Source organism: Pseudoalteromonas sp. M8 (assembly GCF_018141365.1).
GTDB lineage: Bacteria > Pseudomonadota > Gammaproteobacteria > Enterobacterales > Alteromonadaceae > Pseudoalteromonas.
In genome coordinates, this window is the sequence record NZ_CP047240.1 from 2,184,787 (window position 1) to 2,209,331 (window position 24,545).

Genomic DNA, 24,545 nt, shown 5'->3' on the forward strand with positions numbered 1-24,545 from the left:
TGCCCGTCTAATGTTTGTATTTTCTTATTTGAAAGATGACCCCAAGTTTAGGGTGATCTAAGTAATGTATGTCGCCGCTATACACGCGCGTATATTGAGACATACGAGCAGTACGAATATCGTTACCGTCTTCGTACTTTAAATCTAAATCTGTGGTTACGTAAAGGTAATGTCTCACGTGAATTTTAATCAAGCCTTCAAGCTGCCAATGCACATGCTCTTTCGATTCTTCGATATTAAAACGCTTCGATAGTGACGAAAACTGATCGTCATTTTCTATTACGCTATAACTGGATGGCGATGCAAACTGTTTGCCAGCAATAATCTCGATATTAGGAGCACGCTTATTACTTTGTTCTGGGAATCGCCAACCAGTGTGCAACAGTGGCTTGAGCCCTTTACGTTTTAGCTCTGCAATCTTGTTGGAAAAATTAAGCTGGGACTCATCCAACAAGTAGATAGAGTCCATGTGTTCTTGTGGATCAACTTTTGGTGAAAGAGGCAAAGTGCCGAATTTTTCAACATAGTTTGCATCTGGGTCGCAAGAGCTGGAGCGCGCACCCGACGTTAATCCACGAATAAAATCGTGCTCAGCAAACTGCTCACTGCCTTCTAAGCATAGTTTATAGCCGGTGGTATTAAAACCGTCGAATAATAGTGACTTGATGTTTTTTTGATTGAGCGGCTCAGGTTCAATACTAAAGTCTTCTCGCAAAGAGAAACTAGGCTCTTGCTCAAATGCTATCATTTCTACTTCAAACCAACGGGTGGCATGTGCAGACGCGCTACTTACCAAAGCCGCTAGGATGGCCAGACTTTTTATTGTTTTCATGCTACAGCCTTTTTCTCAAAGTCATCAATCATCGCATTAACCAGTTTTAATCTCTCTTGGCCATTTTTCTCTTCGATCAGGAACTTCAGTTTATTCGCGCCTTCCATTCTATAGGTAGACGGGCTACTTTGTATCAACCCTATGATGAATGTTGGGTTAACTTTTGTATGACTACTGAACTCGAAGAAGCCACCTTTGGGGTTTGCTTCGACCTTGTTAATGCCTAATTGGGTTGCCTTTAGCTTAACAGACTGAACCGCAAAGAGGTTTTTAGCCGCATCTGGCAACAGCCCAAAACGGTCGATTAATTCAATTTGTAGCTCATCAAGCTCTGTCAGCGACTTTGTGCTAGCAATGCGTTTATACATGCTAAGGCGAATATTTACATCATGAATGTAATCATCCGGTAGCAGTGCTGGGAACTTCAGGTCAACTTCGCTTTGCTGCTGGAGTAGGTTATCGAGAGTCGGCTCTTTACCATTTTTTAAAGCTTCAACTGCTTGTTCCAGCATTTCCATATACAGCGTAAAGCCAACGGTTTGAATTTGACCGCTTTGGTCGTCTCCCAGTAACTCACCCGCACCACGGATCTCTAAATCGTGGGTGGCGAGAGCAAAACCTGCGCCTAAGTCTTCGAGTTGTTCTATAGCCTGTAATCGTTTGACCGCGTCTTTGGTTAAGGCTTGGCTATTCTTCGTGAGCAGGTATGCGTATGCTTGGTGATGGCTTCGTCCTACACGGCCGCGAAGCTGATGTAATTGTGCCAATCCGAGTTTATCGGCCCTATCCATAATGATGGTATTAGCAGAGGGTATATCGATACCGGTTTCAATAATGGTTGTACATACAAGCACGTTATACTTTTGGTGATAGAATTCACCCATCAAGTGCTCAAGTTCTTTTTCACGCATTTGCCCGTGGGCAGTAGTAACGTTAGCTTCTGGCACGAGTGCCGAGATATCAGCGGTGACCTTATCTATCGTCTCGACGTTATTGTGTAGGAAGTAAACCTGTCCACCGCGCTTTATTTCACGCAGAATTGCTTCGCGGATAAGCTCGTCGTTGCGCTCTCGAACAAAGGTCTTTACCGCTAATCGTTTGGCTGGAGGTGTTGCAATAATAGAGAGATCACGCATGCCACTCATCGCCATATTCAGCGTACGCGGAATTGGGGTTGCGGTCAGGGTAAGAATGTCGACATCTGCTCTTAGCTGCTTAATCTTTTCTTTTTGTCTCACACCGAAGCGGTGTTCTTCGTCGACAATCAGCAGACCCAAATCGGCGAACTTGATGTTTTCTTGAATAAGCTTATGGGTGCCTATCACAATATCAATTTTGCCTTCTTCAAGTTTTTGTAACGTCTCTTTTTGTTCTTTCGCTGAGTTAAAGCGCGAAAGCACACCGACTTCAACTGGCAGATCGGCAAAACGGTCTTTAAAGTTCTCAAAGTGTTGTTGGGCAAGTAGCGTAGTTGGCACTAAGACGGCCACTTGTTTGCTATCGTTGACGGCAACAAACGCAGCACGCATGGCCACTTCGGTTTTACCAAAGCCAACATCGCCACAAATAAGTCTGTCCATCGCTAGGCTTGATTGCATGTCCGCAAGTACGGCTGTAATTGCATTGCGTTGATCGTCTGTCTCTTCAAATGGGAAGCTATCGGAAAAGTCTCGATAGGCACTCGCATCTAGCTTAAATGCATAACCCGGTTTACTTTGACGTTTTGCGTATATGTCTAGGAGTTCAGCAGCAACATCTCTGACTTTTTCAGCCGCTTTGCGTTTTGCTTTTTCCCACGCGTCATTACCCAGTTTATGAAGTGGTGCAGAAGCTTCTTCACCTCCAGAGTAACGACTGAGCATATGGAGTGAAGAGACAGGCACATAAAGTTTAGCGTCATTGGCATAGATGATAGTCACAAACTCGGTAGCAATACCCGCTGCATCTATGGTTTCTAGCCCTAAATAGCGACCTACACCATGATCTAAGTGAACAATAGGTTGACCTTCTTTTAACTCAGCGAGGTTTCGGATCAGCGCATCTTGCCCTTGCTCGTATTTATGTTTGCGGCGGTGTTTTTGGGAGATTTTAACACCTAACAGTTCTTGCTCGGTGATGATAGACAGCGATTTTTTATCCAGTAGTTTCACACTGGTAGCGAGTGGAGTGACGACCACACCAACATCTGAGTCGCTAGATACAAATTCTGCAATGCGCTTATAAGGCTTAAGCTTTAGCCCTGTTGGTTTTAATAAGGTAAGCAGTGACTCTCGTCGGCCCTCTGATTCAACACTGAATAACACGCGAGACTTTTGTTTTTTCTCAGCAGCGATGTAATCGAGGATTTTTTGATATGGATTAGCTTGTTTATGCTCAATGCGAACATCGTCGATTAATTCAGCTGCGACATTGCTATTGCCCGCTTTGGTCCCCAGCATCGCTTGACTAAGCTTTATTCGAGAGAAGCCGTTAAGGCCTTCAAACAAGGTCTCTATTGGCTGATATAGCTTGGCTGGTGAAAGTAGCGGACGAAGTGGGTCAACCCGGCGACTTTCGTAGCGTTTAGATACGTCTTGCCAAAAGGTTTGCGCCGCAGATTCAATGTCGCCAAAAGGCATAAATACGGTATCTTCAGGCAAATAGTCAAACACCGTCGCTAACGAATCGAAAAAGAGCGGCAAATAATACTCTATACCAGCAGGCCAGTTTCCTTTACTAACCTGCATATAGATGCTGTCTTTTTCACTACTTGCGCCAAACGCTTCGCGGTAATTAATTCTAAAGCGTTCAATGTCTTCTGCATTGGTTGGGAATTCGTGCGCCGGTAATAAATCGATAGCATCAATCTCATCATTTGAGCGTTGGCTTTCGATATCAAAATGACGAATTGAGTCTAACTCATCATCAAAGAAATCTAGTCTAAAGGGGAGTGGGCTACCCATGGGGTATAAATCGATAATGGAGCCTCGAACAGCAAACTCACCATGTTCCATTACCTGCTGAACATGACGATAACCCGCTTGAGTTAAGGTATCACGCAAGCTTTGTGCGTCTACTGTGTCACCTTTTTTTACCTGAAGACTCATGCCGTGGATAAAGCTAGGTGGTGCGGTACGTAGCATAAGGGTTGAAACAGGAATGATGAGTACGGATTGCTTTTCCTGTTTGAGTGTATTTAGCGTTGCAAGACGCTGAGAAATAATGTCTTGATGTGGTGAAAAGTGATCATAGGGTAATGTTTCCCAGTCAGGAAACATCATGACTGGCGTATCTTTTAAAAGATACGCCAGTTCATGCTCAAGACGAAGTGCAGAGGGGGTGTCGGGGGTGACGAGTACAACTAAGTTGTCATGTTGTTGGATGTGCTCACTCAAACACAGTGATAAGCTACTGCCAACCAAATTACCCCACGAAATTTTATCTTTGTTTGATTTTACCCAAGGTAAATTGTTCCATTGCACATTCGCCATTGATTACTCCTATTTATTAATCGCGATAAATTTTGCAAAGATCCTGATAGTGATCGATTCGTCTGTCTCTTAAATACGGCCAGATGCGACGAACGGATTCACTGCGTGCAAGATCAACATCAACAACCGAGATTTCCTCAGCTGCTTCAGATGCATGCAATAACATTTCGCCTTGTGGACCGGTAACGAAAGAATTGCCCCAGAATTGAATACCTTCACTTTGACCTGAAGGGTCTGATTCATGGCCAACACGGTTAACGCTGATCACAGGTACTCCGTTCGACACTGCATGTGCACGCTGTGCAATTATCCAAGCATCTCGTTGACGGATTTGCTCTGCTTTGTCATCGCGAGGATCCCAGCCAATTGCCGTTGGGTAAATTAAAAACTCAGCGCCTGCCATCGCCATCAGACGCGCACCTTCTGGGAACCATTGATCCCAACACACCAGTACGCCTAATTTGCCAACAGAAGTCTGAATTGGAGTAAAGCCCATGTCGCCAGGGGTGAAGTAAAACTTTTCATAAAAACCTGGGTCATCGGGAATATGCATTTTACGGTATTTGCCGGCAATCGTACCGTCAGACTCAAGTACAACAGCGGTGTTGTGATAAAGCCCTGTTGCACGCTTTTCAAATAACGACGCAACGATGACAACATTAAGCTCTTTTGCAAGTGCGCCTAGTGAGTCTGTGCTTGGGCCTGGAATGGTTTCCGCTAAGTCGAAGAGAGCGGTGTCTTCAGTCTGGCAAAAATACAAGCTGCGGTGCAATTCTTGTAGCACGATAAGCTTAGCACCCTGACTAGCGGCTTTTCGGATACCGTCACAGGTTTTCGCAAAGTTATTTACGAGATCTGTAGAGTTACTATGTTGAACAATACCAACTTTGATGTTTTTTTCAGTCATGGTACTTACCTTAAAAAACCTTTTGGTAACTGCATCGTAATACAGTGCAGGCTACCGAATTGATGGATGATTGGTAGGCAGTTAACGCCAATTACCGTTCTTTCTGGGTGGGCAAGAGAGACTTTGTCCAGTGCTTCTTGATCTTTGTCGTCGCCATAGATAGGTACTAACACCGTTTTATTCAAGATCAGATAGTTTGCATAGGTGGCAGGTAATCTCTCACCCTCGTTATCAAACTTAGCACTAGGCCAAGGTAAACTAATTAAACGGTATGGATCGCCATTTGGGGTGCGGAATGTGCGTAGCTGCTGTTCCATTTTATTGAGGGCATCATAGTGCTCGTCTAATTTGTCATCGCACTTAACATATACCAAGGTGTTATCCGGTGCAAAACGCACTAAAGTGTCGATATGACTGTCAGTATCATCACCGGCTAAGTATCCATGATCTACCCACAAGAATGACTCAGCACCCAACTCTTTTTGCAACAATAGTTCTAATTCGGTTTTACTTAGATGTGGATTGCGATTTGGGTTCAACAGACACTCTGAAGTGGTCAATAAGACATTAGACTCGTTAATCTCAATACCGCCGCCTTCAAGTACCACGTTGACCTGTTCAAAGGTACAGTTTGGGTTGAGGACCTGTTTGGCAAGCTGCTGATTGATCTTATTGTCTAAATCCGCAGCAAACTTGTTACCCCAACCTGTAAAGGTGAAATCTTTGATACATAGATTTCCTGTACTTGTTTGCGTCGTAAGTGGACCGTGGTCACGGGCCCATGTGTCATTACAAGGCGTAACAACAAAGTGACTCTTAGCTAAGCTAACCTCAGCTGTGCTGAGTAAGTTTTCGATATGCTGTTTTAGCGCTTCATTATGCGCCACGATAACGACTTCTTGAACTTGGGTAATATGTTGGCAAAGTGCAACGTACACAGGTTCAACGTCACTGAGAATGTCGCTCCAATCGGTATCAGAATGCGGCCAAGTAAGCATGATTGCATCTTGTGGTGCCCATTCTGGGAGTAAAGTAAAACTCATTAAATCATCACCATATAATAATAAGCCTATAGTTTATCATTAACCTCAGGTGTGTCAGTAAGTTTTATGAAGATAATTGAGCATTTAAAGAAGGCACCTAATGCGTTAAATGCCTTATTGGTCTTTTTGCTGCTTTAGCTTAAGTTGTCTGGTCTGGGCGTGTAAGCTCGCCCGTACGAGTAACTCTTGATCCGCTTCTCTAATAGCGGTAAAGGCGAGAGTGAATTTACCATCTTGCTTGGCAATGACTTCTGAGTAGCAAAAGATAGCACTGGCTTCATTGCGCAAAAATATTTTAGTTCGCAATGATTGTCCGACCTCATAATCTGCTTCTAACGTTGCGGTCAGGCCGCCACCGCCGTAGCTGTCACAAAATAGATGACTGTCGTCAGGTTCTTCAGTTGCGAGAATGTGGCTGATAATTAAATCAATCTTACGTGATTGCGCCTGCAAATAAGCTGCTAACTCATTGGCAATATCACCCAGATTACGAAGTGGTCGCAGGGCATTAAGATCTAACTCATTAATTTCGTTCGCGAGCTTAAATAGCGGCGGAATTGCAGCTTCTAATTGATATTCGTTCTCTGGAACCATATTGTCATCAACCGGATAGAGGTTGATCTGAACCTGTTCAGCTATCTGAAAATACTGTTCAAATAATTCCTGCAAATTCGCTTTCATGTTTTATCTCTTGGCATCGCGCCGCTTTACAACTGTCTCTATAGTAACGGTTTAGTTTACCGATAATCAAACCTTGAATTGCTCTAGTAGTTGTTCTTGGGTTGTTATCTTTTCTACTTGAGACTGCATGGTGGCATCAACGCTCTTAGCTTCGCTATACACCGACTCGGAAATACCACGAATTGATGAGCTACTACTATTCACGTTATTTACAATGTCATTTTGCTCATTCAGCATATCAGCAATACGAGAGTTCAAATCGACAATGTGGCGAATGGCGCTGCGCATATCTTCAAGCGCGGCTTTGGTTTGGTCTGCCTTTTCAACCGTTTTATCGACATAATGTTGGCTTTGCTTCATTACAGTGACCGCGCTTTCTGAACCCGACTGCAGTTGACTTATCATTCCACGGATTTCAGTTGTGGCTTCTTGTGTTCTTTGTGCAAGCGATCTCACTTCGTCTGCAACGACGGCAAAGCCGCGACCAGACTCACCAGCCCTTGCGGCTTCAATGGCTGCATTGAGCGCCAGAAGGTTAGTTTGCTCGGCGATACTGTTGATAACAGATAGTATTTGTTCAATAGCCGTAGACGAGCTTTCTAACTCAGTAACTACGGTCATTGCCGAACTGATTTGATTAGATAGCTCTTGAATTGTTTCCGTTGTTTCTGCAACGATTGTTTCTCCTTGGCGGGCAACTTGATCGGTGGTTTTAATTGCTTCAGCGGCTTCATGGGCAGATTGTGTTACTTGATGCTCAGTTGCAGACATGTGTGTTGTTGCTTCATCAAGGACTTTGATACTCGCTAATTGCTCTTGAATGGAAAGTTTGGCTTTATTTGCGACCTTAGATGTTTGTTGAGCATCGTTTAATACCTCATGGCCTAAACCTTGAATATTCGCTATCAAAGACTGTAAGCTGCTGGTAAAGGCATTAAAATTTTGTGCCAGTGCTGCAAATTCGGGTTCATGCTCGGTATTTAATCGTACGGTTAAGTCTGCATTACCGCGTGCGATAGCAGCCATGGCGGTGTTGATTTCATCAAGTGGCTTTAATAATAAACTAATCACAAAAGAAAGTAGCACAGTCGCGAGTGCCACAGAAATAAAGGCAAATATGACTGCATCTCTTTGCAGTCGTGAAAGTGCAGCAAAAACGGTGTCTTCATCCAGCATCACCCCTAAATACCAATCTAAGCCTTCGACCTCTTTAAACTGCACTAATTTGTCTTCGCCGTTAACTTCAACGTATTGGATATTTTCTGAGATACTTATGTCACCGAGAAATGCACGAGAAGACTTACCATTTAGTTTTACATCAGGGTGTGAGATAGTCGATCCGTCTTTACTTACCATAAAGGCAAAGCCTGCGCCTAGCAGGTTAAACGAGTTAATCATTTCGCCGAGTTTTGCCAAACTAACGTCGTAAAAAATTGCGCCGTTAAATTGGCCTTGTTTAAACACAGGTGTACCAATTGATACCACGATTTCGTTACTTACAGCATCAGCGTAAGGTGCTGTGATAATGAGCTTTCGTGCAGTTTTTGCGTCGGTATACCAAGGCCGCTTTCTCGGATCCCAGTTTGCACCTGGGTTCCATTTTGGATCGCTAGCGACATACTTTCCTGTTTGCTCTTCGCCATAACCTATTAGTAGGAAAGAGGTTGTGAGCTGTGGCTGAGAGAGAATAGGGAAGGCCGCGTCTAAGGTGTCAGTGGAAGCTACGAGGTTGGTAGCAAGAGCGGCGAGATCGGTTGCTCCTTTCATTTGCGCAGTGACAGTATTACCAATTCCCTGAATTATTTCATTCACACTTTGTTCGGCTTGCGCTTTGATTGCTGATTGCACCGAAATATATTGAATAACAGATAAGATCAGTAATGCTGCAAGCAGCACAAGCGCAGAGACGGATACGACTTTGTGTTTAAACTTCACGGCCACACTCCAATAAGTTTGATACATTAAACTTATGACATTTAATAAGAAAATGCCAAACCTTCTGCACTGCATTTGAAGGTATTTCAAATTATTGCGTTTATATTAATTATTTATTCATGGCGCAATTCCTATTCTTTAAGACTTAGAAGAGGAGAAAACATCATGTACAAACCAGTTTTAACAGCGATTGCCTCGGCAATGATACTCGCTGCATGCGGTGGCGGTTCAGGTTCTGACTCAAACGACAACAACACCTCACAACCAACTCAAAAAACCACCGTAAGTGTTGGTGTTTCAGATGCTGCTGTGAATAATCTTGCAGAAGTCAACCTTGTTATTCAACGGCTGACATTTAGAGCATCTGGAAAAGAAGATGTGACATTTGATACCTTGGATGCGCAGGGTAATCCAATGAAGATCAATCTGCTTGAGTATACGGGTGATGATATCTATTTGGTTGTAAACGACCAAGAGATCGATGCCGGTGATTATGAGTGGATTAGAGCCGATGTTGTAAACGGTGGTGCGGGGTCTAATTTTGATTTAACCTCTAGCGTGCGTTTTTTAGATGGTAGCCAAGCACCGCTAGCCGTAACCCGTAAAGGTAATGATGGTGTGGGTGAAATCCAACTCAATAACTTCTCGTTAAATGAAGGTGAAAACCAAATCGTATTGGAGTTTGACTTAAATAAGGCGCTATTGAAGCGCACAAATGATGACACCGTTTATCTAAAACCAACAGCTGTCCGTTTGGAAAATTTGTTAACCAGTTTCGAGATTGAGGGTATGGTTAGCGAGTCTGTGAAAAATGCATGTATAGCAGATAACGCAGACTTAGCCCCTCTTGTCGGAGAGTACAAACATGTTGTTTATCTTTATAAAACGGATGTTGCAGTGCCAAGCGACATCAGTGATGAAGATTCAGCGCCAGTAGCAACTGCAAACTTAGATGCTGAGAGTGAATATGAGATAGCATTTATTGGTTCTGGAGACTACAAACTAGGGTATTCGTGCTTAGGTCATTTAGATGATGCCGAAACGATAGATGCAGATTTTAGTTTGTATCAAACAAAAGACGTTACGTTGACGCAAGATACCGAAGTGAATTTTGAGACAAACTAACAGCAAACAAAAAGGGCTTCAATTGAAGCCCTTTTTACTACTTAAAATTCAAAATTAAGCATTTTCTAGTGCAGCGCGTGGGTCAACATATTCCATGTTGAAGCCTTCTGCCACTTCTTTACACGTTACTTGACCTTTCAGAACGTTTAGGCCGTCCATAAAGTGTTTGTCATTAAGTAGCGCTTGTTTGTAGCCTAAGTTTGCAAGCTTGATGATGTACGGAAGCGTTGCATTGTTAAGTGCAAACGTTGAAGTACGAGGTACAGCACCTGGCATGTTAGCTACACAGTAGTGAACTACGTCATCAACAATGTATGTTGGATCTGCGTGTGTAGTCGCTTTAGAAGTAGCAATACAGCCGCCTTGGTCGATTGCAACGTCAACAATAGCAGCACCTGGCTTCATCGCTTTGATGTGCTCTGCAGTTACAAGCTTAGGAGCCGCTGCACCTGGAATTAGTACGCCACCGATCACAAGATCTGCTTCTAGTACGTGTTTTTCAAGTGCATCAGCAGTTGAGTAGATAACTTTAGCTTGGCTACCAAACTGTGCATTTAAAGAACGTAGAACATCGATGTTACGGTCAAGAATAGTAACGTCTGCGCCTAGACCTACAGCCATTTGCGCTGCGTTACGACCAACCATACCACCGCCGATCACAACGACTTTAGCTGGTTCAACACCTGGCACGCCACCTAGCAGCATACCACGGCCTTCACGCGACTTTTCAAGCGCTTGAGCACCAGCTTGAATTGACATACGACCAGCAACTTCTGACATTGGCGCTAGCAGTGGAAGACCACCACGCGCATCAGTTACCGTTTCGTATGCGATACAGATAGCACCGCTCTTGATTAGATCTTCTGTTTGTGGAAGGTCTGGTGCTAGGTGAAGGTAAGTAAATAGGATTTGATCTTCACGTAACATGGCGCGCTCAACAGCTTGAGGCTCTTTTACTTTAACAATCATATCAGCAGTAGCAAAAACGGCTGCTGCAGTGTCTAAAACTTTAGCACCAACTTGAACATAATCTTCGTCAGTAAAACCAATGCCGATACCAGCATTTGTTTCAACAACGACTTCGTGACCGTGATTGATTAGTTCACGAACGCTCGCAGGAACCATACCTACGCGGTATTCGTGGTTTTTTATCTCTTTAGGTACACCAATAATCATAATATTCGCCTCAAAATAAGAACGGGGTAAAATTTTTGACTATTATATTTACCTATAGCCAGTGTGTCTCACTGTTTTAATATTTTAATGTAGTGATATACTCTGAATTAATGATTCATTCAGGATAAAAAACTACACTATGTATCAACAACTAGACAGAATCGACAGAAAGATTTTAGTCGAACTTCAAAAAGATGGCAGAATTTCAAACGTAGAATTAGCCAAACGCATAGGATTGAGCGCTACGCCTTGCTTGGAGCGCGTTAAAAAGCTGGAACGAGAAGGATTTATTCGGGGTTATAAAGCCGTAGTCGATCCTGCTAAGCTTGGACAGGGACTTTTGGTGTTTGTTGAAGTTACAGTGAATAAAAACTCGCCTGATGTATTCGATAGATTTAATCAAGCAGTAAAGCAGCATGACGAAATTATTGAATGTCATCTTGTGTCCGGTAGTTTCGACTATCTATTGAAAACACGAGTGACCGACATGTCAGAATATCGAGGAGTATTAGGAGAAATTTTACTTAAGCTGCCAAGTATCAGTGAAAGTCGCACTTTTGTGGTCATGGAAGAAGTAAAAGGAGAAGAAGGAGAAGTAATAAAACCTTGTGCACCTTGAGGTATTTCTTGGTAAGGTGTAAGTATATACAGCAATACTAACGCAAATCACTAATTTGCTGACGTTTTGGGCTTACATAGTCCAGAAAAGAAACAGAAAAAAGGTTTAATTACAATGCGCTTAAATGGTGTGCAACGCCTCTTAGAGACAGGTTTGATTGTAAGCACGGCTGCAGCAATATTTATGTTGTGTGCGTTGATAAGTTTCGACCCAGCAGACCCTGCTTGGACTCAATCCGGTGAGTACGTAAAAGTAAACAATATAACGGGTGCTGCCGGAGCTTGGCTGGCAGACATTATGCTGCTGAGTTTCGGGTGGCTGGCGTTTTTGATCCCAGCGGCGCTGCAGTTTCTTGGTTATCTGCTATTTAAAAAGCCGCATAAGCTACTGCAACTCGATTACACCACGCTAGGTTTACGCCTTATTGGCGCAACATTGTTTATCACCTCTGCGAGTGCAATCAGCAGTATCAACTTTGATGATATCTATAATTTCTCATCTGGTGGGGTAGTAGGGGATGTGGTTGCAGGGGCCATGATGCCCGCCTTTAACTTTACCGGTACTTCTATACTGTTACTATGCTTTTTCTTTGCAGGAATGACGCTACTTACCGGTGTGTCTTGGGTTGAATTTGTTGATTATTTGGGTGAAAAGGTACTCGCCGGCTTTAGATGGTTACGCGATAGACTGACAGCAGAGCGCAATATAGAGCAAACGCAGTTAGTTTCACAGAAACCTGAGGGTGCTGGCACCAAAACGGATAGAGTAGACAGTGAGACACCAATAATAGCTCCCGAGAAAAAAAATGATTATGAGCAGGCTCTCCAGCAGCAAACCGATACTGAAACTGATATTGACTTCGATGTTGAAGAAGAACCTAGTGGACTTGGTAAATTAAAAGATAAATTGTTCCGCAAAACGAACACTGAATCTACACCTCAAACTTCGTCTGCACAGCACACTGATCTACAAGAGAAGAAAGAACCGTCGGTGTTCGATGAGCTAGATGATATCCTTGAGCAAGAAATCAACTTTTCAGCGATAGAGGATGAGCCACTGGATACTGTCGCGGCATTAAATGCCTTGGATGAAGCACCTGTGCACGAAACCAAAGTGGTTTCTCCTGCAAGGCCTCTTAAGCCTAAAGCACCTGAAAAGGCGGCCAATGGTTATCAGCCTCCACCAAGTGCAAAAGAGCAATTTGAAGCGCTTCTAGAGGCTCAGCCACCTGCAGAACCATTGCCTTCATTAGATTTGTTGGATAGGCCGGACAAGGCTAAGAATCCAATTTCGCAAGAAGAGTTAGATCAGGTTTCGCGGTTAGTTGAAACTAAACTATTAGACTTCAATGTCCAAGCACAGGTAGTTGGTGTGTATCCAGGCCCTGTCGTTACGCGCTTTGAGTTAGATCTCGCGCCGGGCATTAAAGTTGCTAAGATCACCGGTCTGGCAAAAGACTTAGCGCGTTCATTATCTGCAGTCTCAGTGCGCGTAGTTGAGGTTATCCCAGGCAAGACGTATGTGGGTTTAGAGTTGCCTAACAAACACCGCGAAATCGTACGTTTGTCCGAAGTGATAGATGCCCCTAAGTTTGAACAAAATCCATCTCCTTTGACTATGGTGCTTGGTAAAGATATCGCAGGCCAGCCGGTTGTTGCTGATTTAGCCAAAATGCCGCACCTGCTGGTGGCCGGTACAACCGGCTCTGGTAAGTCAGTGGGCGTTAATGTCATGATCCTTAGCTTGTTATATAAGTCGCCGCCAGAAGATGTGCGAATGATCATGATAGACCCAAAAATGCTTGAGCTTTCAGTCTACGAAGGTATCCCACATTTATTATGTGAAGTGGTTACTGATATGAAAGAGGCTGCAAACGCGCTACGCTGGTGTGTGGGGGAAATGGAACGCCGTTACAAGCTGATGTCGGCACTCGGTGTCCGTAACCTTAAAGGTTACAATCAAAAGATTAAAGACGCCAAAGAAGCGGGTCATCCAATCTTAGATCCACTCTTTAAAGATACAGACGGTATGGCGGATGAACCACAAGAGCTAGATAAATTACCGAGTATCGTGGTCGTTATAGACGAATTTGCCGACATGATGATGATTGTTGGTAAAAAAGTAGAAGAGTTAATAGCACGTATTGCACAAAAAGCGCGAGCGGCCGGCATACATTTAGTGCTGGCAACACAGCGTCCATCAGTGGATGTCATTACAGGTTTGATCAAAGCGAATATACCAACGCGAATGGCGTTCCAAGTATCAAGTAAGATTGATTCACGTACAATCTTAGACCAGCAAGGTGCAGAAAACCTGTTGGGTATGGGTGACATGCTCTATTTGCCGCCAGGAACGAGTGTTCCGGTTCGTGTACATGGTGCGTTTGTTGACGATCATGAAGTACATGCCGTAGTAAGTGACTGGAAAGCAAGAGGCAAACCAAACTACGTAGAAGAAATTCTATGCGGTGAAGCAACCGAGGATATTTTACTACCAGGCGAAGCACCGGAAGGTGGGGATGAAGAGTCTGACCCACTTTATGATGAAGCCGTTGGGTTTGTTATTGAAACAGGCAAAGTGTCTGTTTCGAGTGTACAACGTAAGTTAAGAGTTGGTTATAACCGTGCCGCTCGATTAGTTGAGCAAATGGAAATGTCGGGAGTGGTAAGTGCTCCTGGTCATAATGGTGCACGAGATGTATTGGTAAAAGGTGGAGCCAATTAATGAAAAAATTTAAGCAAATTGCATTGCTAACGGTACTATCAAACCTCCTTATTCAGCCTGTGTGGGCTGATGAGGCTGCGATGCAAAGTCTAAAAGGAAGACTGGCTGAATTAACCAGCTTTCAAGGTAAGTTTGAGCAAATAGTTAAAGATCAAGAAGGCAATGAGTTGCAAACCGGTGAAGGGGCGATAATCTTAGCGCAGCCACTAAAAATCCGCTGGCAACAAGAGATGCCGGATGACACTTTATTTGTATCAAGCGGAGCAACAACCTATTACTACGATACGTTTGCTGAGCAAGTGACCATCCTAGATACGACTAAACTTATTGATACTACGCCATTTGTGCTACTTACGACACAAGAGGACAGTCAATGGCTGAAGTACAACGTAGCACTTAACGGTCAAGAATATCTGATCACGCCAAAAAATAAAGTAGACTCGCAGGTAGAGCAATTAACACTGCGTTTTGATGACAAAAACGATGGTTTAGCACTATTGAAAGTGAACGATATTTCAGGTCAAGTCTCTACGTTTAGCTTTAAGGAAAGCAAAGTCAATGCGCCAGTAAAAGAGAGTTTGTTTGAGTTTACAATTCCACAAGGAGTGGTCGTAGACGACCAAAGAGGCAGTGACTAGTTTAGGGTTTGATTTTACACCAGATGTACGACCGTTGGCCGCAAGAATGCGGCCAACCTCGTTAGAGCATTATGTTGGGCAGAGTCATATTTTGTCCAAAGGCTCTGTACTTTATCGTGCGATTGAATCTGGACGCTGTCATAGCCTGATCCTTTGGGGGCCACCCGGAGTGGGTAAAACCACCCTTGCTGAGATCATTGCCAACTATGCGGATGCAGAGCTTATCAAGCTTTCCGCTGTCAGTGCAGGAATTAAAGAGGTTCGTGAAGCGGTCGTCGATGCTAAAAACCGATTAGCTCAATTTGGTAGACGTACGCTGTTATTTGTTGATGAAGTACATCGCTTTAACAAGTCCCAGCAAGACGGATTTTTACCTCACATTGAAGATGGCACCTTTATTTTTATTGGCGCGACCACCGAAAACCCTTCTTTTGCACTGAATAACGCGATCTTGTCCCGCGCGCGTGTTTATACCTTACAATCGCTTGTAGAGGACGAACTAGGTCAAGTACTTAAAGACGCGTTGTCACGAGATGAACAGCTGTCGAAATTAGCCATCACCATTGATGACAGTGCACTTGAACTCATTGCCAAAGCCGCTTCGGGAGATGCGAGAAAGGCGCTTAATCTACTGGAGCAGGCGGTTGACTTAAGTTTTGAGCCAAATTCAAACACTCATTTGGTGAATGAACTTGTACTAAAACAAGTGTTGCCCAGCCAATTATCAAGTTATGATAATAAGGGCGACCTATATTATGACCTAATCTCAGCGTTTCATAAGTCAGTTCGTGGCAGCGCACCAGATGCGGCACTTTATTGGTATTGCAAAATACTAGCAGGCGGAGGCGATCCGCTCTATGTAGCAAGGCGATTGCTGGCGATCGCCACGGAAGATATCGGCAATGCAGACCCAAGAGCGATGCAAGTTGCGTTAAATGCTTGGGATATATTTCATCGTGTTGGGCCAAGTGAAGGAGAGCGTGCGATAGCACAGGCAACGCTTTATCTCGCGAGTGCGCCAAAAAGCAATGCGGTCTACATGGCGTTCAATCAAGCTAAACGTGATGCTGCAAGTGATCCGAATTACCCCGTACCTGAACATCTCAGAAATGCACCGACAAAACTAATGAAAGAGCTCGGTTTTGGCGAAGAATACCGTTATGCACATAATGAACCTGGCGCCTTTGCCGCCGGAGAAAATTACTTTCCAGAAGCCATTCAAGAGCGACAATACTATCATCCGACAGATCGGGGACTTGAGAAACAAATAGCCGACAAGCTCAACTATCTACAGACGCAAAATGCGCAAAGTAGCACCAAGAGGTACAAGTAGCGATGCTAATAAATTATCTCACAATTGCGCTAGGTGGAGCGTTTGGTGCAATGTTACGCTTTTTTATCAGCGATATGTCGATAAAACTCTTAGGTAAGGGATTCCCTTTTGGGACGTTGATCGTTAATATTCTTGGTTCATTATTGATGGGTGTGCTTTACGGTTTAATTGAAAAAGAAGTTATTTCAGTTTCTCCATCTAAAACGTTGATAGGTATTGGCTTTTTAGGTGCGCTGACTACTTTTTCTACATTCTCAATGGATTCCTTGTTGTTACTTCAACAAGGGCAATATGTGAAAATGGCGTTTAACGTCACATTAAACGTGGTGGCGTGTATCTTTATGGCCTGGGTTGGTCTTTGCCTCATCATGCAAAAAGGTTAAAAAAACAATGTTAGATTCTAAATACTTTCGTCAAGACATCGAGGAAGCCGCTGCGCGTTTGAAAAAGCGTGGTTTTGAACTCGATGTTGCTAAGATCACCGAATTAGAAGAAAAGCGCAAAGCGCTACAAACCAAAACTCAGGAATTACAGAGTGAGCGTAACAGTTCCTCCAAAGCGATTGGTCAAGCTAAAGCGAAAGGGGAAGACGTTCAACCTTTACTAGATGCTGTTGCAAACTTGGGCGACCAATTAAGTGCAGCGAAAGAAGAGCAGGATAAAATTCTTGCTGAACTTAATGACTACGCAATGTCGTTGCCAAATCTCCCTGCTGAAGAGGTACCTGCAGGTGCTGATGAGTCTGAGAATGTTGAAATAAGCACTTGGGGTGAGCCAAAGCAATTTGACTTTGAAGTTAAAGATCATGTTGACCTTGGTGAAGCGCTTGATAAGGGTCTCGATTTCGAAACTGGTGTTAAGCTAAGTGGTTCCCGCTTTACAGTGATGCGCGGTGGCGTAGCACGTATGCATAGAGCACTTGTACAACTGATGCTGAATACCCACACGGAGCAAAATGGTTATACAGAAATGTATGTACCATATCTTGTGAATAAAGCGAGCTTGTTTGGCACGGGTCAACTTCCTAAGTTTGCAGAAGATTTATTCCACACAGAAGCATTATCTGAAGACCAAGATGGCTTTAGTTTAATTCCAACTGCAGAAGTACCGTTAACTAACTGCGCTCGCGATGTTATTTATGATGAAAAAGAGCTGCCGATTAAGATGACGGCGCACACGCCTTGTTTTAGAAGCGAAGCAGGTAGCTATGGCCGTGATACGCGCGGACTTATTCGTCAACACCAGTTTGATAAGGTTGAACTTGTCCAGCTTGTAAAACCTGAAGATTCTATGGCAGCGCTTGAAGAGTTAACAGGTCATGCTGAGCAAATTTTACAAGCACTTGGTTTACCTTACAGAAAAGTGGTGCTTTGTACTGGAGACATGGGTTTCGGTGCGACGAAAACGTACGATTTGGAAGTTTGGTTACCAGCACAAAATACCTACAGAGAAATCTCTTCTTGTTCAAACATGTGGGATTTCCAAGCGCGCCGTATGCAAGCGCGTTTCCGCCGTAGTGGTGAGAAGAAGCCAGAACTACTTCATACTCTTAATGGTTCTGGTTTAGCGGTAGGTCGTACTCTAGTTGCGATTTTAGAAAACTACCAGCAGGCAGATGGATCAATTATTGTGCCTGATGCACTAAAACCATATATGGGTGGTGTAGAGGTTATTAAAGCAAGCTAAGACAGTACTGCTTAATTGAGCTTTGCTCGATTTAAAAACTCAAGTTATTGAAAAGAGGTTGGATTCGTCCAGCCTCTTTTTATTACTATATTATGAATGTTTTTTTACAGGGAAATATAGAAAAATAAGATCATCAACCAATAATTTACGTCTTGAGTATCTAGGTATCTATATAAAATTAAAATAATTATGCTTTTTGTGGTCAGCTGTACAAGAATTACATTTCTGATCATTGCATGACTCGCTGAGATGTGATTTATTGAAGGTATGGGTTTGGCCAAATCTCATCGGTAAGTAGCACATCTGTATGAAATATGATGTCGCTCGTGTTTAACTTTTCTCAATAAAATCTTTAATTTAAATTGTTAGTACGAATTGTCATTATATCGCAAGTCACTATCTTCGTTTTGAATGACGTTCGCTTAAGTTTGAACTACACAGTATTAGAAACGCTAATGCTGATCGAGAAAAAGGTGAGGATATTACCTATGAAGAGACAGAAAAGAGACCGTTTAGAAAGAGCACATTCACAAGGATTTAAGGCAGGATTAGCCGGTCGGTCGAAAGAAAATTGTCCCTATCAACAAGTAGAACACAGATCAGAATGGTTAGGCGGATGGCGAGAAGCGATGGATAATCGCAACATCTTTAAAACCTGATACCGAATTTTAGGAGAGCAAAGCCCCAGATGGGGCTTTGTGTGTTTTTAAAGCTATAAAACGATAACAGCGAAAAAGTTAAAATGCGCTGGTATCTTGGAAAAGACCTACTTTCAAATCTTTTGCTTCATAAATCACGCGACCATCAACTTCGACGATACCATCCGCTAGACCCATAAATAGCTTACGTTTGATAACGCGCTTCATTTCAATGCGATAAGTCACTTTTTTAGCAGTCGGTAAGATTTGACCCGTAAACTTCACTTCGCCCACACCGAGTGCACGACCAAGACCAGGACCACCAGACCAACCAAGGAAGAAGCCTACCAATTGCCACATCGCATCCAAACCTAAACAACCAGGCATTACTGGATCACCTTTAAAGTGGCAGTCGAAGAACCACAGATCAGGGTTGATGTCGAGTTCAGCAATAATTTGACCTTTACCATGCTCACCACCGTCATCATTAATTTGAACGATGCGATCCATCATCAGCATGTTGTCGCTAGGTAGGCGGCAGTTGCCTTCACCAAACATTTCTCCACGACCACATAAAATAAGTTCTTCTTTTGTATAGCTGTTCTTCGATTCCATAAATCTTCTTCTTAACTTGCAAATTGACGCTACTTTAGCGTACAGATGTACGCTAAACAACTCCGAACAGTTAAAAAGCGTACGGAGACTTGTAAATTTTGCGCTAAAGATATGTCTATTTGATTAAATTTCAAAAAATTGAAGAGATTAAATGCAAATCAGTTCCAATTAGGGGCGATTTATAATGTGAAAATCATTATAATCGGTGATGATTTTTTAGCAGGCTATTTTAGGTGATCTATGATCCTTTTTGTTGACTCTTTGACCGTAATTGATTTTTCGTACCTTTGCCCACGTCGTGGTGCGGTAGGTGAAAGCTGGATCACCGATATTGTGTTGCATGGTGAGCTAAACGAAGAGTCTATGGTGTTAGACTTTGCAAAAGTTAAAAAGCAAATCAAACGTATTATCGACGAAAAGCTGGACCACAAATTAGCGGTACCCAGCGCGCTTGCGTGTAATGCAAAACACAGTGAAGGCCGATTCGAATTTGATATGCAATTTGATGGAAATCACTTAGCCATGAATGCACCGGAAGAAGCGGTGTGTGTAGTGGAAGGGGATGAAATCAATGAAGCCAATGCAATCGCTTACCTTAAGTCTGTTATTATGCCACATATGCCTGAAAACGTGAAAGATTTAGATATAACACTGCGTCCAGAGGCCGCAACTGGCTTCTATTATCACTATAGCCATGGCTTAAAGAAACACGATGGTAACTGTCAACGTATTATTCATGGTCACCGTTCATTGATTGGTGTGAAGCTCAACGATATCAGCATGCCTAGATTACAAAAGCAATGGGCGGATAAATGGCAAGATATTTATCTTGGCAGTGAAGAAGACTTGATTGATCCTAGTTTGCTTCAGTATGTAACCGCTCAAGATGAAGATTATGCATTCGCGTATACCTCGTCGCAGGGATATTTTGAGTTGGCGATCAGCAAATCACGTTGCGATATATTACCTTGCGATACAACAGTTGAATGTATTGCGGACTATCTTGCTGGCCAAATAAAGCTGCAAAACCCACATGATAAGGTTGAAGTAAGAGCGTACGAAGGGGTTGGAAAAGGAGCGATCGCGTATGCTTAAACGTGCAATTGTTATATTGCTAGCGAGCACCACATTATTTGCTGAGGCGCTTGAATTAAAAGGTAATCTGACACAAGGTGGCTTGGTCGTCGGCAAGCTTGAAAATGCAACTGAGATAAAGCTAAACGAAACAGAATTAAAGCGCTCTAAAGATGGCTATTTCGTGTTTGGTTTTGGTCGTGATGCTGAACTTAACCACATCTTGAGTTGGCAATCTGATGATGGCCAAAAGCATCGCCAAGCGATAGTGATCACGAAACGAGATTACGATATAGACAAGATCACGGGTGTGGCGAAAAAGTATGTTTCGCCACCTGATTCGGTGCTAAAGCGCATACGTGAAGAAGCACAAGCTGTGTCAAAAGCAAGACAAGGCAATTCGGATTTATTATTCTTTAAAGACCCTGTTTTCAGACCTGCGAAGGGCCGTATTTCAGGTGTTTATGGTAGCCAAAGATATTTTAATGGTGAGCCAAAACGACCACATTTTGGATTGGATATCGCAAATAAAACGGGTGAGCCGGTCTTAGCGCCGGTATCGGGTAAAGTGGTGTTTGCAAATCCAGATCTTTATTACAGTGGCGGCACTTTGATTATCGATCACGGTCACGGCATTACCTCTACGTATATCCACCTTAGTAAACTGGATGTTAAGGTTGGCGATACGGTAAAAACAGGCGATAAAATCGCTGAAATTGGCGCGACGGGCAGGGTAACTGGCCCGCATTTGGATTGGCGCTTTAATTGGTTCGGGGAACGACTCGATCCAGCTCTACTTATGAAAGATACACTAGCGGATAAAGCAGTAAAAAAATGACAGACGAACAAAGACAAGCCATTGTTGAGCAACGCATCAAAAGCTCAATCACACATGTAACAAAGACCGTTTTCCCAGGCCGAACAAACCACCATAACACTTTATTTGGTGGTGACGCACTGGCTTGGATGGACGAAGTTGCCTTTATTGCTGCAACGCGTTTTTGCCGCAAACCTTTGGTGACTATCTCTTCAGACAGAGTTGATTTCAAAGAGGCAATTCCTGCAGGTACTTTCGCAGAATTAGTATCGAAGGTAGTGCATGTTGGTAATACCAGCTTAAAGGTTGATGTTGAAATCTATCTTGAAAGAATGCACAAAGATGATAAACACTTAGCAATTACAGGTAGTTTTACCTTTGTTGCCGTAGATGACAATCATAGGCCAACTCCTGTTGTTTGTGACAAAATGCTAAACGGCTTTGATAGCTAGTTTTTCGCTAAGATTTTGTTTTTAAAATCTCTAAAGCAAATATAGGGCTAAGCCCTATATTTTACCGATCCAAAAGAACACATCATACAAAATTGTAAAATTGCTACTCATCAAGAACCGCTAAAACTCATTTACGATAATTAATCGAGCCATTATTTGTTATTTCTAAGTTGAATCTCTTTCGTTCAGAGGACAAATGAGTCATTTTTTACTCATAATTTTTTGACAGTCAAAAAGCCAAAGACCATACTTTTTACCAATATAGTGAAATAGGAGTGGTGCTCATGGCAATTCCAGTAACCGTTGCAGACGATTCTATGATGTCGAGAAAGGCTGTGCTTAGGGCAATACCTGAAGACTGGGATGTCGAAGTCAGTGAGGCAAAAAATGGCAAAGAAGCATTGGTGATGGTTGAGCAGGGCAAAGCAGAGGTGTTATTTTTGGATCTAACTATGCCAGAAATGGATGGTTTTGAAGTTCTTACGCATCTACACGAACACCATGCAAAAACCGTGGTAATCGTTATTTCCGCCGATATTCAGCCCGAAGCGAAGAAGTTGGTAGATAAACTCGGCGCATTTCGCTTTTTGCAAAAGCCATTACAAAAAGAAGAGTTACATAACACGCTACAAGAGCTAGGTTTATTATGAACATGCCACTCAGTGAAGAGCAAAGGGACGGCTTGCAAGAGCTAATGAATATATCCATGGGCCAAGCAGCGAACTCTTTAGCTCGATTAATTGAAACGAAAATTAGTTTATCTATCCCTGAAATTACTTCGGTCAGCCCAAATCAACTCAATGAGATCTGTAATACCGCACATGTTTACAGAACGAGGCAGTCATTTTTAGGGGAAATTAAAGGTGAAGTCATTAATCTATTGTCACCGCAAGGCTTACAAGAAATAGCCGAACTTATGGACTACGATAGTCCACTGGATGACTCTGATCTTAATGAAGTCTTATTAGATTTATCTAATATCTTGGCTGGTGCATGTTTAAACGGCTTTTCTAGTCAGTTAGAGCTTAAAACCTCATTGACTATGCCGACTATTTACAAACATCAACTATCCGACGACATTGCCGAGTGGAAAACCACATTGGTGATGAAAATTGCATTTATAATCGAGTCTATTGCTTTTGATTCGAGAGTGATTATTTGTTTGGATGAGAAATCCATTAAAACTGTGATCCAAAAACTCAATGCCATGCTTGGAATAGAGGACTGACTGTGTTTAACGAATTGCAGCGTTATATTCCGGTTGGAATTTGTGTACTCGACCAATCACATACGGTGGTTTTTGCGAATGAATTTTTGAAAAACCGCCTACCGGATAACACTTCCAAAAATATTGAGGGCATGTCTATCGATGAGGTATTTCCTGAAGCTGCAAAAATCATTAAGCGGAAATTGAAGAGTGTTTTTGCTTTAAAAGCAGCAAGTTTTAGCTACTGGGAGCATCGTCCTCATGTTTTTGAACTAAGCAGCAGCCGTCCTGTTACTGGTGATGAAACTTCAATGTATCAGAATATTCAATATGTGCCGATTTTTGAGCATTCTGAAGAAGTGAAAAAGGTATGCGTGATCATACAAGATGTGACGGAGCTTGCGAGCTATTATCAAGAGCAAAAACGTCTAACCGAAGAATTGGAGATAGAAAAGCAGGAGTTAAAAACACTCAACCTTAAGTTGGAAGCTGCACAAAACCAATTACTACAGTCTGAGAAAATGGCAGCAATTGGCCAACTAGCCGCTGGCGTGGCGCATGAAATCAACAATCCAATTGGTTTTGTGAATTCCAATATTCAAAGTTTAGAAGGCCAGGCTAGCGGACTGTTTGCGATGCTCGATTTTTATGAATCGAATTTTAGTACACTTGCCGACAGTGATTTAGCACAGCAGGAGCAGCAGCTCCAAAGTCAGCATAGTATCGACTTTTTAAAGGAGGATGTGCCTGAATTACTGCAAGAGTGCTTAGAAGGGCTGGACCGAGTCTCTAAGATAGTTGAGAGTTTAAAATCCTTTTCTCATGTTGATAACCAGGAGTGGCAAGAGGCAGATCTCATTAAAGGGATTGAAAGTACGCTGAAAATAGCAAACAATTCAATTAAGTACCATGCGGTTATCAACAAAACTTACTCTCTCGATGATGAAGTGTTGCTATATTGTCAGCCAATGCAGATTAATCAGGTATTTTTAAACTTAATTATCAATGCAGCGCAGTCAATAGCGTCAAGCGGTACGGTAACTATCTCTATCGAAGATAAACAAAACGAGGTGGTTATTGCCATCCAAGACACTGGCAAAGGGATCCCTGCTGAGGACATCAATAAAATTTTTAATCCATTTTTTACCACCAAACCTGTTGGTCAAGGCACTGGCCTTGGGCTGTCTCTATCATATAGCATCGTCGCCAAGCACAAGGGTCGCATTCAAGTTGACTCACAAGTCGGTGTCGGCACAACGTTTACGGTATCCTTTCCTAAGCTCAGCGAAGCAGATTTCTCCGACGAATTTACGGATAATTAATCAATCAAACCCAGTTCATAAATAAAATTAGCCTTCATTAGGTTAGCGTTTCTTTGCAATTCATGTACTCCCTTATTGTTTTTGTTCTGATTATCCAGTTTTCAATTATTTGGCTTTAGCTTTCTGACGCTTTCATCATCATAAAATCCAATGCAAAACCGTCACAGCGACAATGCTAAATACTGAAAAATAATTTATAACTAGCTGTTTTTAAATTTATTTTTACCACTCAAAAATAGATAAAATAAATT

22 protein-coding genes are annotated in these 24,545 nt (G+C 42.7%); 14 read left to right on the forward strand and 8 right to left on the reverse strand.

The annotated features are described in order from the left end of the window. Positions 1-7: 7 nt before the first annotated feature. The 6 genes from GSF13_RS14490 to GSF13_RS14515 all read right to left on the reverse strand — a co-directional run bounded on the left by GSF13_RS14490 (position 8) and on the right by GSF13_RS14515 (position 8,868). A complete protein-coding gene (locus GSF13_RS14490) occupies positions 8-832 on the reverse strand; it encodes a CsiV family protein (RefSeq protein ID WP_211868926.1) in 825 nt (274 codons plus the stop codon). Continuing rightward, a complete protein-coding gene (gene mfd / locus GSF13_RS14495; RefSeq protein WP_211868928.1) occupies positions 829-4,302 on the reverse strand; it encodes a transcription-repair coupling factor in 3,474 nt (1,157 codons plus the stop codon). The genes GSF13_RS14490 and mfd overlap by 4 nt, the downstream gene beginning before the upstream one ends. Before the next feature lie 16 nt (positions 4,303-4,318). Next, positions 4,319-5,209: a carbon-nitrogen hydrolase gene (locus GSF13_RS14500; protein WP_206472910.1), complete on the reverse strand. Its 891-nt coding sequence runs from the start codon at positions 5,207-5,209 to the stop codon at positions 4,319-4,321. Between the two features lie 5 nt (positions 5,210-5,214). Further along, complete coding sequence (locus GSF13_RS14505; protein WP_206472911.1) at positions 5,215-6,252, reverse strand: agmatine deiminase family protein; 1,038 nt, start codon at positions 6,250-6,252, stop codon at positions 5,215-5,217. 114 nt (positions 6,253-6,366) lie between these two features. Then, the gene (locus tag GSF13_RS14510; RefSeq protein WP_010372743.1) at positions 6,367-6,933 is read right to left on the reverse strand and encodes a hypothetical protein; all 567 of its coding nucleotides are present in this window, start codon (positions 6,931-6,933) and stop codon (positions 6,367-6,369) included. Between the two features lie 66 nt (positions 6,934-6,999). After that, positions 7,000-8,868, reverse strand: coding sequence for a methyl-accepting chemotaxis protein (locus GSF13_RS14515; RefSeq protein WP_206472912.1), 1,869 nt, complete (start codon positions 8,866-8,868; stop codon positions 7,000-7,002). Positions 8,869-9,033: 165 nt separating this feature from the next. Between GSF13_RS14515 and GSF13_RS14520 the strand changes: the two genes are divergently transcribed. Further along, entirely contained in the window at positions 9,034-9,993 is a 960-nt protein-coding gene (locus GSF13_RS14520; RefSeq protein WP_206472913.1) for a DUF4382 domain-containing protein, read from the forward strand. Between the two features lie 54 nt (positions 9,994-10,047). Here the strand turns inward: GSF13_RS14520 and ald are convergent, their stop codons facing one another. After that, complete coding sequence (gene ald, locus GSF13_RS14525; RefSeq protein ID WP_211868934.1) at positions 10,048-11,169, reverse strand: alanine dehydrogenase; 1,122 nt, start codon at positions 11,167-11,169, stop codon at positions 10,048-10,050. Between the two features lie 139 nt (positions 11,170-11,308). Between ald and lrp the strand changes: the two genes are divergently transcribed. From lrp to rmf, 7 genes are all read left to right on the forward strand, one after another. After that, the gene (gene lrp, locus GSF13_RS14530; RefSeq protein WP_095726862.1) at positions 11,309-11,788 is read left to right on the forward strand and encodes a leucine-responsive transcriptional regulator Lrp; all 480 of its coding nucleotides are present in this window, start codon (positions 11,309-11,311) and stop codon (positions 11,786-11,788) included. A gap of 114 nt (positions 11,789-11,902) precedes the next feature. Beyond that, complete coding sequence (locus GSF13_RS14535; protein ID WP_211865999.1) at positions 11,903-14,512, forward strand: DNA translocase FtsK; 2,610 nt, start codon at positions 11,903-11,905, stop codon at positions 14,510-14,512. Continuing rightward, on the forward strand, positions 14,512-15,150 hold the full coding sequence (gene lolA, locus GSF13_RS14540; RefSeq protein ID WP_010604731.1) for an outer membrane lipoprotein chaperone LolA: 639 nt from the start codon (positions 14,512-14,514) through the stop codon (positions 15,148-15,150). Before GSF13_RS14535 ends, lolA begins: the two co-directional genes overlap by 1 nt. After that, entirely contained in the window at positions 15,143-16,483 is a 1,341-nt protein-coding gene (locus tag GSF13_RS14545) for a replication-associated recombination protein A (protein WP_010604732.1), read from the forward strand. Before lolA ends, GSF13_RS14545 begins: the two co-directional genes overlap by 8 nt. 2 nt (positions 16,484-16,485) lie before the next feature. Further along, positions 16,486-16,866, forward strand: a complete 381-nt coding sequence (gene crcB / locus GSF13_RS14550) for a fluoride efflux transporter CrcB (protein ID WP_010604733.1) — start codon at positions 16,486-16,488, stop codon at positions 16,864-16,866. A 7-nt stretch (positions 16,867-16,873) separates the two neighbouring features. Beyond that, positions 16,874-18,169 carry a serine--tRNA ligase gene (gene serS, locus GSF13_RS14555; RefSeq protein WP_045988497.1) on the forward strand — a complete coding sequence of 432 codons (1,296 nt, stop codon included), beginning with the start codon at positions 16,874-16,876 and terminating at the stop codon, positions 18,167-18,169. 488 nt (positions 18,170-18,657) lie between these two features. After that, a complete protein-coding gene (rmf, locus tag GSF13_RS14560; protein ID WP_010372771.1) occupies positions 18,658-18,828 on the forward strand; it encodes a ribosome modulation factor in 171 nt (56 codons plus the stop codon). Between the two features lie 78 nt (positions 18,829-18,906). Here the strand turns inward: rmf and fabA are convergent, their stop codons facing one another. Continuing rightward, positions 18,907-19,422 carry a 3-hydroxyacyl-[acyl-carrier-protein] dehydratase FabA gene (gene fabA, locus GSF13_RS14565; protein WP_174168883.1) on the reverse strand — a complete coding sequence of 172 codons (516 nt, stop codon included), beginning with the start codon at positions 19,420-19,422 and terminating at the stop codon, positions 18,907-18,909. Positions 19,423-19,662: 240 nt separating this feature from the next. On the opposite strand from fabA, the gene GSF13_RS14570 reads away from it, so the two are divergent. From GSF13_RS14570 to GSF13_RS14595, 6 genes are all read left to right on the forward strand, one after another. Next, positions 19,663-20,517 carry a 6-carboxytetrahydropterin synthase gene (locus tag GSF13_RS14570; RefSeq protein WP_206472924.1) on the forward strand — a complete coding sequence of 285 codons (855 nt, stop codon included), beginning with the start codon at positions 19,663-19,665 and terminating at the stop codon, positions 20,515-20,517. Continuing rightward, positions 20,510-21,334: a M23 family metallopeptidase gene (locus tag GSF13_RS14575; RefSeq protein WP_095726867.1), complete on the forward strand. Its 825-nt coding sequence runs from the start codon at positions 20,510-20,512 to the stop codon at positions 21,332-21,334. Before GSF13_RS14570 ends, GSF13_RS14575 begins: the two co-directional genes overlap by 8 nt. Next, positions 21,331-21,765 (forward strand): acyl-CoA thioesterase, encoded by a 435-nt coding sequence (locus GSF13_RS14580; RefSeq protein ID WP_010372783.1) that lies wholly within the window; start codon positions 21,331-21,333, stop codon positions 21,763-21,765. Before GSF13_RS14575 ends, GSF13_RS14580 begins: the two co-directional genes overlap by 4 nt. A 284-nt stretch (positions 21,766-22,049) precedes the next feature. After that, entirely contained in the window at positions 22,050-22,415 is a 366-nt protein-coding gene (locus tag GSF13_RS14585; RefSeq protein ID WP_010372787.1) for a response regulator, read from the forward strand. Further along, positions 22,412-22,993 (forward strand): chemotaxis protein CheX, encoded by a 582-nt coding sequence (locus GSF13_RS14590; protein ID WP_010604738.1) that lies wholly within the window; start codon positions 22,412-22,414, stop codon positions 22,991-22,993. The genes GSF13_RS14585 and GSF13_RS14590 overlap by 4 nt, the downstream gene beginning before the upstream one ends. A gap of 2 nt (positions 22,994-22,995) precedes the next feature. Next, complete coding sequence (locus GSF13_RS14595) at positions 22,996-24,294, forward strand: ATP-binding protein (protein WP_206472926.1); 1,299 nt, start codon at positions 22,996-22,998, stop codon at positions 24,292-24,294. Positions 24,295-24,545 lie beyond the last annotated feature (251 nt).